This is a genomic window from Aromatoleum diolicum, from assembly GCF_012910955.1.
Taxonomy (GTDB): Bacteria; Pseudomonadota; Gammaproteobacteria; order Burkholderiales; family Rhodocyclaceae; genus Aromatoleum; species Aromatoleum diolicum.
Map to the genome: position 1 here is coordinate 41294 of NZ_WTVQ01000034.1, position 9869 is coordinate 51162.

9 protein-coding genes are annotated in these 9869 nt (G+C 64.2%); 7 read left to right on the forward strand and 2 right to left on the reverse strand.

Going from position 1 to position 9869, the window contains the following annotated elements; translation table 11 throughout:
• Positions 1–12: 12 nt before the first annotated feature.
• Entirely contained in the window at positions 13–1404 is a 1392-nt protein-coding gene (locus GPA25_RS17460; protein ID WP_169261687.1) for a phosphomannomutase/phosphoglucomutase, read from the forward strand.
• Between the two features lie 281 nt (positions 1405–1685).
• On the opposite strand, the gene alaS is transcribed toward GPA25_RS17460, so the two are convergent.
• Complete coding sequence (gene alaS / locus GPA25_RS17465; protein WP_169261688.1) at positions 1686–4307, reverse strand: alanine--tRNA ligase; 2622 nt, start codon at positions 4305–4307, stop codon at positions 1686–1688.
• Between the two features lie 153 nt (positions 4308–4460).
• Between alaS and GPA25_RS17470 the strand changes: the two genes are divergently transcribed.
• Together GPA25_RS17470 and GPA25_RS17475 are read left to right on the forward strand one after the other, a co-directional pair.
• Positions 4461–5012 carry a cob(I)yrinic acid a,c-diamide adenosyltransferase gene (locus GPA25_RS17470; protein WP_169261698.1) on the forward strand — a complete coding sequence of 184 codons (552 nt, stop codon included), beginning with the start codon at positions 4461–4463 and terminating at the stop codon, positions 5010–5012.
• Between the two features lie 62 nt (positions 5013–5074).
• Positions 5075–6121, forward strand: a complete 1047-nt coding sequence (locus tag GPA25_RS17475; protein ID WP_169261689.1) for a cache domain-containing protein — start codon at positions 5075–5077, stop codon at positions 6119–6121.
• A 22-nt stretch (positions 6122–6143) separates the two neighbouring features.
• Here GPA25_RS17475 and aroG read toward each other — a convergent pair whose 3' ends face one another.
• Positions 6144–7229 (reverse strand): 3-deoxy-7-phosphoheptulonate synthase AroG, encoded by a 1086-nt coding sequence (gene aroG / locus GPA25_RS17480; RefSeq protein ID WP_169261690.1) that lies wholly within the window; start codon positions 7227–7229, stop codon positions 6144–6146.
• Between the two features lie 167 nt (positions 7230–7396).
• On the opposite strand from aroG, the gene GPA25_RS24225 reads away from it, so the two are divergent.
• The 4 genes from GPA25_RS24225 (at position 7397) to msrP (ending at position 9867) form a co-directional block, all read left to right on the forward strand.
• Positions 7397–7531, forward strand: coding sequence for a hypothetical protein (locus GPA25_RS24225; protein WP_281357734.1), 135 nt, complete (start codon positions 7397–7399; stop codon positions 7529–7531).
• A 15-nt stretch (positions 7532–7546) separates the two neighbouring features.
• Positions 7547–8050, forward strand: coding sequence for a sigma-70 family RNA polymerase sigma factor (locus tag GPA25_RS17485; RefSeq protein ID WP_169261691.1), 504 nt, complete (start codon positions 7547–7549; stop codon positions 8048–8050).
• Positions 8047–8823 (forward strand): anti-sigma factor family protein, encoded by a 777-nt coding sequence (locus tag GPA25_RS17490; RefSeq protein WP_246265801.1) that lies wholly within the window; start codon positions 8047–8049, stop codon positions 8821–8823. The genes GPA25_RS17485 and GPA25_RS17490 overlap by 4 nt, the downstream gene beginning before the upstream one ends.
• 99 nt (positions 8824–8922) lie before the next feature.
• Positions 8923–9867, forward strand: coding sequence for a protein-methionine-sulfoxide reductase catalytic subunit MsrP (gene msrP, locus GPA25_RS17495; RefSeq protein ID WP_169261692.1), 945 nt, complete (start codon positions 8923–8925; stop codon positions 9865–9867).
• Positions 9868–9869: the final 2 nt, after the last annotated feature.

The following is a 9869-nucleotide window of genomic DNA, read 5'->3' on the forward strand; positions in this document are numbered from 1 at the left end:
CACGCATCGAACATGACTTCGACTTCGTATTCCGCGCCCGCGGCAGAAATTTTCAAGGCATACGACATACGCGGCATCGTCGATCGCACGCTGACCGCCGACGCCGTGCGCGCCATCGGTCACGCCCTCGGCTCCGAAGCGCGCGCCCGCTCGCAGCGCGCCATTGCGGTGGGTCGCGACGGCCGGCTGTCGGGCCCCGAACTCGCCAGCGCACTGGCGGACGGTATCCGTGCGGCGGGCGTCGACGTTGTCGATATCGGCTGCGTACCCACCCCGCTGACCTACTTCGCCGCCTACCAGCTCGGTACCGACTCCTGCGTCAGCGTCACCGGCAGCCATAACCCGCCCGACTACAACGGCCTCAAGATGGTGCTCGGCGGCCAGACTCTGTACGGCGCGATGATCCAGGACCTGCGTCGCCGCATCGTCGAAAACGACCTTGCGCACGGCGCGGGCAGCCTGCGCGAGGCCGAGGTCGTCGATGCGTATCTGGATCGCGTGGTTTCGGACGTCAAACTCGCCCGCCCGATGAAGATCGTCGTCGACTGCGGCAACGGCGTCGCCGGCGGCGTCGCGCCCGAACTCTTCCGTCGCCTGGGCTGCGAACTCGTGGAACTCTTCTGCGACGTGGACGGCACCTTCCCGAACCACCACCCGGACCCGTCCAAACCCGAAAACCTGCAGGACGTGATCCGCGCGTTGCGCGAAACCGACGCCGAACTCGGCCTCGCCTTCGACGGCGATGGCGACCGCCTGGGCGTTGTCACGAAAGACGGCGAGATCATATTCCCCGACCGCCAGCTGATGCTGTTCGCCGCCGACGTCCTGTCGCGCGTGCCAGGCGGCGAAATCATCTATGACGTGAAGTGCACGCGCAATCTCGCCGGCTGGGTCCGCCAGCACGGCGGCAAACCGACGATGTGGAACACCGGCCACGCGCTGGTGAAGGCCAAGCTCAAGGAAACCGGCGCACCGCTCGCCGGCGAGATGAGCGGCCACGTGTTCTTCAAGGAACGCTGGTTCGGCTTCGACGACGGCCTGTACGCCGGCGCGCGCCTGCTGGAAATCCTGTCGCGCCACGCCGACCCCAGCGCGGTGCTGAAGGCGCTGCCCGATGCCGTCAGCACGCCGGAACTGAACATCAAGATGGCCGAAGGCGAACCCTTCGAACTGGTGCGCCGCCTCAAGGAATCAGCCCGCTTCGACGGGGCCGGCGAAATCATCACGCTCGACGGCGTACGCGTCGAATACACCGACGGCTTCGGTCTCGCCCGCCCCTCGAACACCACCCCGGTCGTCGTGCTGCGCTTCGAAGCCGACAGCGAAGAGGCGATCGCGCGCATTCAGGCAGCGTTCCGCAGCGCCATCAACCAGGTGTGGCCCGGCCTCGAGCTGCCGTTCTAAGACACAGCACCCATATCACCTCAAGATAAGGCCCCGATCGCCGGCATACGCCAGGCGTCGGGGCCTTCCCTTTGCGGGTTGTCGAGAGCGCCGCCGAATGGTCCGCCGCGGGGAAAACACGGCGGCGCATGTCTGAGGGCGCATCGCGCCCGAGTTTGCGCCGACGCCCGCACTGAGGACTATTTGGCGGGAAAGCCACGGGCCGCGAACTCCTGCCCGGAGAAGGCCCCGACGCCGCCTCGAAGCTCCGCCGGCCAAACGACCAACACCAACAAGTCCGTTTAAAGCTTCGCCGCGACCCAGTCAGCCACGGCCGCCAGCGCCCCCGGCAGCTTCGCCGGCTCCGTGCCGCCCGCCTGCGCCATGTCCGGCCGGCCACCGCCCTTGCCACCGACCTGCTGCGCGACGAAGTTCACCAGCTCGCCCGCCTTGACCTTTCCCGTCTGATCCGCAGTCACGCCGGCAATCAGGCTGACCTTGCCCTCGGACGCCGACGCCAGCACGATCGCCGCCGACTTCAGCTTGTCCTTCAGCTTGTCCATCGTCTCCCGCAGGGTCGGGACATCGGCACCGTCCAGCATCGCCGCCAGCACCTTGATGCCCTTCACGTCGGCAGCCTGGCTCACCAGATCATCACCCTGGCTCGCCGCCAGCTTCGACTTCAAGCGCGCCAGCTCCTTCTCCAGCGCACGCACGTGATCGAGAATGCCGGCCACGCGCTCGGTCACCTCGTCCGGCTGCACCTTCAGCAAAGCCGAAATGCCCTGCATGCGACGCTCCTGCTCCTGCGCATGGTGCAGCGCGCGCTCGCCGGTCACCGCCTCGACACGACGCACCCCGGCGGCGACGCCGCCTTCCGACACGATCTTGAAGAGACCGATGTCGCCAGTGCGCGCCACGTGTGTACCGCCGCACAGCTCCTTGCTCGAGCCGATCGCCATCACGCGCACTTCGTCGCCATATTTCTCGCCGAAGAGCATCATCGCGCCGGACTTCTGCGCTTCGTCGAGCGGCATCACGCGCGCATCAGTAGCGATGTTGGCCAGGATCTCGGTATTGACGATCTCCTCGACCTCACGGATTTCCTCGGCCGACAGCGGCGCATTGTGGGCGAAGTCGAAGCGTGTCTTGTCAGGATCGACCTGCGACCCCTTCTGCTGCACGTGACCGCCAAGCACCTCACGCAGCGCCTTGTGCATCAGATGGGTGACCGAATGGTTGCGCTGGGTACGCGCACGGGCGATCGTATCGACGCGCGCGGCCACACCCTGTCCCACCGACAGGCGACCGGTTTTCACAACACCGTGATGACCATAAACCGCGGCCTGGATCTTCTGCGTGTCCTCGACCGCGAAGATCCCGACGCCACCGCGCAACTCGCCCCGATCCCCGACCTGGCCGCCCGACTCGGCATAGAACGGGGTGTTGTCGAGCACCACGACACCGATGTCGCCTTCAACCAATTCATTGACCGGCGCACCGTCCCTGTAAAGCGCCAGCACATTGCCGCGCTCTTCGAGCCGCTCGTAACCATGGAAGGCGGTCTCCGGACCTTCGTATTCCAGGTTCGCCGCCATCCTGAATTTGCCCGCAGCGCGCGCTTGCTCCTTCTGACGCGCCATCGCCGCGTCGAACGCCGCAGCGTCGACGATGACCTCGCGCTCGCGACACACATCCGCCGTCAGATCGAGCGGAAAGCCGTAGGTGTCGTGCAGCTTGAAAGCTGTTTCGCCATTGAAGACTTGATTGCCGGCCGCAGTCATCGCCGCGAGTTCGGCCTCGAGGATCGCCATACCATTCTCGATGGTCGCGAAGAAGCGCTCCTCTTCCTGACGCAACACCTCGACGACACGCGCCTGGCCAGCCTTCAGTTCGGGGTACGCCTCGCCCATCTCGGTGACGAGATCCGGGACCAGACGATTGAAGAACGCCGCACGCGCACCGAGCTTGTAACCATGGCGAATCGCGCGCCGGATGATGCGACGCAGCACATAGCCGCGACCTTCGTTCCCCGGGATCACACCGTCGGCAATCAGGAAGGAACAGGCGCGGATGTGATCGGCAATCACTTTCAGACTGGGGCTGTCGAGATCCGCGCACAGAGTCTCGCGCGCGGCCGCGCGGATCAGGTTCTGGAACAGGTCGATCTCGTAGTTGCTATGCACGTGCTGCAGCACGGCCGAGACGCGCTCCAGACCCATGCCGGTATCCACGCTGGGTTTGGGCAGCGGATGCATCACGCCTGCCTCGTCGCGGTTGAACTGCATGAATACGTTGTTCCATATCTCGATGTAGCGATCGCCGTCTTCTTCCGGCGATCCCGGGGGGCCGCCCCAGATTTCCGGGCCGTGGTCGTAGAAGATTTCGGTGCACGGGCCACAGGGGCCGGTGTCGCCCATCATCCAGAAATTATCGGAGGCGTAGCGCGCGCCCTTGTTGTCGCCGATGCGGATCACGCGCTCGGCCGGCACGCCGACTTCCTTCGTCCAGATGTCATACGCCTCGTCGTCCTCGGCATAGACGGTGACCCACAGCTTGTCCTTCGGCAGCTTGAATTCGGCGGTCAGCAGATCCCACGCGTAGGTGATCGCGTCGCGCTTGAAATAGTCGCCAAAGCTGAAGTTGCCGAGCATCTCGAAGAAGGTGTGATGCCGCGCCGTGTAGCCGACGTTCTCGAGGTCATTGTGCTTGCCGCCGGCGCGCACGCATTTCTGCGAAGTCGTCGCGCGCGAGTACGGGCGCTTGTCGAAGCCAAGGAAGACGTCCTTGAACTGGTTCATCCCCGCGTTGGTGAACAGCAGGGTCGGGTCTTCATGCGGCACCAGCGAACTGGAGGCGACGATCTGGTGACCTTTCGACTCGAAGAACTTGAGGAATTTCTCTCGGATTTCGGCGCTTTTCATGGGCAGTCTGTGTCTGGCTGGGATGCGTTAAACCCGGCACGCGGGCGAATATGGCAGTTTATCATGACGTTTGGCGGCGACCTGCGGACCGCCGCCGGGGTTCCGCCAGCTTCGCCTATAATCGCCAATCCACCCCTAACAGAGCCTCAATCCATGGGACACCGACTCTCCAAAATCTACACCCGCACCGGCGACGCCGGCACGACCGGACTGGGCGACGGCAAGCGCGTCTCCAAAAATAGCCTGCGCATCCACGCATTGGGCGAAGTCGATGAACTCAACGCGGTGGTCGGCCTGCTGCTGTGCGAGGAGCTGCCCGACGATGTACGCGCACTAATGACCGATGCGCAACACGACCTGTTCGACCTTGGTGGCGAGGTATGCATCCCCGGCATGAGCATGATCACCATGAAGCAGGTGGAAAAGCTCGAAACTGAACTCGACAGGCTCAACGAACCGCTGGAACCGCTGAAGGATTTCATCCTGCCGGGTGGCACCCGCCCGGCGGCGCTGGCGCATCACGCGCGTACCGTGTGCCGTCGCGCTGAACGGGCACTGGTGGCGCTGGCGCTTGAAGAAGCAGTCAATGATGGCCCGCGCCAATACCTGAACCGCCTCTCTGACCTGCTGTTCGTGCTCGGGCGCGTGCTGAACCGCGCCGGCGGCCGCGGCGACGTGCTCTGGCAGAAGCGCAAGAACGCCTGAACCGTCGCTCCGTCGCGTTGATGAACTTGCGCCCCCTGCCTCGGCGCGCGGAATACAAACGCGTGCTGCTGGTGCCTCTGGCCATCGGCATGGCGTTGCTGCTGACGACTTTCCTTGTCGCCGAGTCGCTGCGTGAGCAGCAATCCGTCGCGGCTACGCGCGCACGGATCAACACGGCCGTCCACGAGGCTTTCGATCTGGCAATCAGCCGCGATTCGGACAAGCTGGGCGCGACGCTCAAGGCCATTACACACAACGACAGCATCAGAAGCGCATTTGTCGGCGGCGAACGCAACACGCTGCTGAGGGCAACGCAGGGGCTTTTCGCGGGACTGCTGCGCGACCACAACATCACCCATTTCTACTTCATCGGCACCGACCGCCGCATGTTCCTGCGCGTGCAGCGGCCGGGCAGTCACGGCGATATCGTCGAACGCACCACCCTGATGCGTGCGGCCGAAACCGGACAGACGGCGGCGGGACTCGAACTCGGACAGCGGGGTTTGTTCACCCTGCGCGTCGTCGAGCCATGGCGCGACATGAACGGTGTGCTGTTGGGGTACATCGAGTTGGGTATGGAGATCGACCACACGTTGACGCAGTTGCACGAGCTGACTGGGGTGGATCTCTATTTGCTAGTAGACAAGCGCCACCTTGACCGCCCGCAATGGGAGTCAGGGATGGAGATGCTCGGGGACGCGAAGAACTGGGATCTTCTACCCGACCGGGTGGTCGCCGGTCGTACCCGCAGGGCCTCGGACCTGCTCCTCCTCGCACATCCCGGCGCGTCCCGCGGCGGAACGGCGCTCGACGGTCAACATCGCGTCACGGCGGACGACCGTTCGGTGGAATTCGGCTCCCTGCCACTCACCGACGCCGCCGGGCGAAGCGTCGGCACTGTCCTGCTGGCACACGACATCACTGCGCTGGAAGCACGTCAGCAGCTCATTCTGACAATCGTCATCACGACGACACTGTTCGTCGCCGCCGCGATGCTATTGCTCGCCAACCGTGTGCTGGACAGGACTTACTCGGCGATGGTACACGCACGCCGCGCACGGGCCCCGTTGCAGGAAAGCGCGCGCAAGGATAGTCCCACGCCACACTAGCGATCGGGGCGCGTCAGCGCGGTCACTCCAACTCGGCGGCTCGACGGATGCGGCGCTGGCGCACACCTTCCGCCAGAATTTCGAGCACGGTCACGCTGTCTTCCCAGCCAATGCAGGCATCCGTGATGCTCTTGCCGTATTCCAAGTCCTTGCCCGGCACCAGATCCTGGCGACCTTCCTTGAGGTGCGACTCGACCATGACGCCGATGATGCGGTCGTCGCCGGCCGCCATCTGTGTCGCGACATCACGCGCCACATCGATCTGCAGGCGATACTGCTTGCGGCTGTTGGCATGCGAGAAGTCGATCATTACCTTGCCCGGAACCCCCGACGCAGCGAGCTCCTTGCAGGCGGCGTCGACGCTCGCAGCGTCATAATTGGGGTTCTTGCCGCCGCGCAAAATCACGTGGCAGTCCTCGTTACCCAGCGTCGACACGATTGCCGAATGGCCGGCCTTGGTCACTGACAGGAAATGGTGCGGCGACTGCGCCGCCTTGATCGCATCGACGGCGATCTTGACGTTGCCGTCGGTACCGTTCTTGAAACCCACCGGACACGACAGGCCGGACGCCAGTTCCCGATGGACCTGGCTTTCGGTGGTACGCGCACCAATCGCACCCCACGAGATCAAGTCACCCATGTACTGCGGCGTGATCATGTCGAGGAACTCGGTCCCCGCCGGCAGACCCAACTCGTTGATCTCCCACAACAGCTTGCGGGCAAGGCGCACCCCCTCGTTGATGCGGAAGCTGTTGTCGAGATACGGATCGTTGATCAGCCCCTTCCAGCCTACGGTGGTGCGCGGCTTCTCAAAATAGACCCGCATGACGATCAGCAGGTCGTCCTTGAACCGGTCAGTTTCAGCCTTCAGCCTGGACGCGTATTCGAGCGCTGCGTCGATATCATGGATCGAGCATGGCCCGATGATGACCAGCAGGCGGTCGTCCGCGCCATACAGGATGCGATGGATCACCTGCCTCGCGTCGTACGCGACTTCCGCGGCCCTGGGCGTCGCGGGAAACTCGCGCAGCACATGGGCAGGGGGCACCAGTTCCTTGATTTCCTGGATGCGGACATCGTCGATGTGAATCTTGACTGAGGCGGACATGGCGAAACTCTGCAGGGGTACGTTGGCAAGCGTTCGATTCTAGCCCAAGATCGACCACCGACGCGCTCGCTCACCGCCTCGCACCGCGATACTCCGTGTCTGCGATGGAATAACTGCCGGTGCCGGCCTGTTCATGTAATACCTCTCACGCGCGAAGGAATCGGATCATGAACACAATTGCCAAGCTGAGCCCCCCCCTGCTTGCCCTCGTACTGAGCGCCTGTGGCGGCATGCAAGGCTATGGCGGCACCTCCGGCATGGACGACGGCGTGAACAGTGTCTGGCACACGGCGCGTCCCTGACAGTCGCCGGCACAAATGTTCTCGGACGACGCCCTGCTCGCCGAAATCCCGCGCCTGCGCCGCTACGCCCGCGGGCTGACCGGCGACGTGGCGCGTGCCGACGACCTCGTGCAGGACACGCTCGAACGCGCGTTGGTGAAAGGGCGTCTGTGGCGCCCCGGCAACCTGCGCGCCTGGTTGCTGACGATGATGCATAACGTGTTTGTAAACCAGTATCGCGCCGCAGGCGCACTGGACTACCGCGCCCCCGAGGACCTTCCCGAACTCGCGGTGCGGCCACAACAACAGGACGGCATAGAAGTGCGCGAACTTGAACGTGCGCTGCAACAACTGTCACCGGAGCAGCGCGAAGTGCTGCTGCTGGTCGGACTCGAAGACCTGAGTTACCAAGAGGCCGCTCGCGTCCTCGGCACTCCGGTGGGAACGGTGATGTCACGCCTGTCGCGGGCACGCGAGCGCCTGCGCCAGGTGCTCAGCGGACAAACGGCAGTCCCCGATTATCTGAAAGTGGTGAAATGAGCATGCACGGCCCGATCTCCGAAGACGATTTGCACAGCTGGGTGGATGGCCGGCTCGATGCTGCCCGTCGCGCCGAGGTCGAGGCATGGCTCGCCGAAGATCCGGCACGCGTCGAGCGCGCCGAGGCGTGGCGCAAGAGCAATGAACTGCTCCACGCGGCCTACGATGCGGTGCTTGACGAACCCGTCCCGGCGCGGCTGCGCGCCATCGTCGAACAGCAGCGACGCCGCCCCGGTGCCGTGCGCGCCGCCGCCGTCGCAGCCTGGGTCACCGTGGGGGCACTCATCGGCACCGGTCTGGGTTACCGCCTCGGTCAATCCTCGCCCGCCGCAGCCGACGAGCTCGCCGCACTGCCACGCCAGGCGGCCGTCGCACACGCAGTGTATTCACCCGAGATCAAGCATCCGGTGGAAGTCGGCGCCGATCAGGAACAACACCTCGTCACCTGGCTCACCAAGCGGCTCGGCGCACCGGTGCGCATTCCGGATCTTGCCAGCCACGGCTTCGCGCTGCTGGGCGGGCGACTGCTACCGGCGACGGATGGGCCCAGCGCCCAGTTCATGTACGAAGACGACGCCGGCCGGCGCCTGACGCTGTATCTCAGCGTGCGCGACGGTGACACGTCGACCACCGCCTTCCGCTACGCTCAGGAAAACGACGTCGGCGTGTTCTACTGGGTCGATGGCCGCTTCGCTTATGCACTGTCCGGCCAGTTCGGTCGCGACGCGCTGCTGCCGCTCGCCAACACCGTGTATCACCAGATTTCGCCCTGACGTGCCCATCGTCTGACCAGCACCACACGGCTTCTGGAACTTCGGCGCGCAGCACCTGCCGAAATGAAAACATTTCGCATTACGCACCGGAATTCCACCATGCAGACTCTTCGCCCCAGCGACATTCTCCCGTCGGAAATCACGCCGCGCGCGCTGTTTGAGGATCGCCGCCGCTTCCTCCAGTCGGCCGGAGCAACGCTCGCCGCCGGCACCGCACTATGGCTCGGGCTTCCGCACGACGCACATGCTGCGGCAGCAAAGCTCGGCCCGCTGGCGCACTCGCCACTCAGCACCGACGAGACGCAAACCGGCTACAAATCCGTCACCACGTACAACAACTTCTATGAATTCGGCACCGACAAGGAAGACCCCGCCGCCAATGCCGGCAAGATGCAGGTGCGCCCCTGGACCCTCCGTGTCGAAGGGCTCGCCGGCAAACCACGCACTTTCGATATCGACGAACTGATCAAGCTCGCGCCGCTCGAAGAGCGCATTTACCGGCTGCGCTGCGTCGAAGCGTGGTCGATGGTCATCCCCTGGCTCGGCTTTCCACTCGCCACACTGTTAAAGCAGGTCGATCCGCTGGGCAGCGCGAAATACGTCGAGTTCGTCAGCCATTACGACGAGAAAATCATGATGCGCCGCCCAGTACTCGAATGGCCTTACGTCGAAGGCCTGCGCATCGACGAGGCGATGCACCCGCTGACCATCCTCGGGCTTGGACTTTACGGCGAAGTGTTGCCCAACCAGAACGGCGCACCGGTGCGCATCGTGGTGCCGTGGAAGTATGGATTCAAGAGCGCCAAGTCGATCGTCGCGATCCGCCTCGTCGAAAAACAGCCCGCCACCGCGTGGAACAAGGCCGCCGCCAACGAATATGGCTTCTACGCGAACGTGAATCCGAACGTCGATCACCCGCGCTGGAGCCAGGCCAGCGAGCGCCGCATCGGAGAATTCCGCAAGCGTCCGACACTGAAGTTCAACGGCTATGCCGAGCAGGTCTCGAGCCTGTATCAGGGCATGGACTTGCGCAAATTCATCTGACC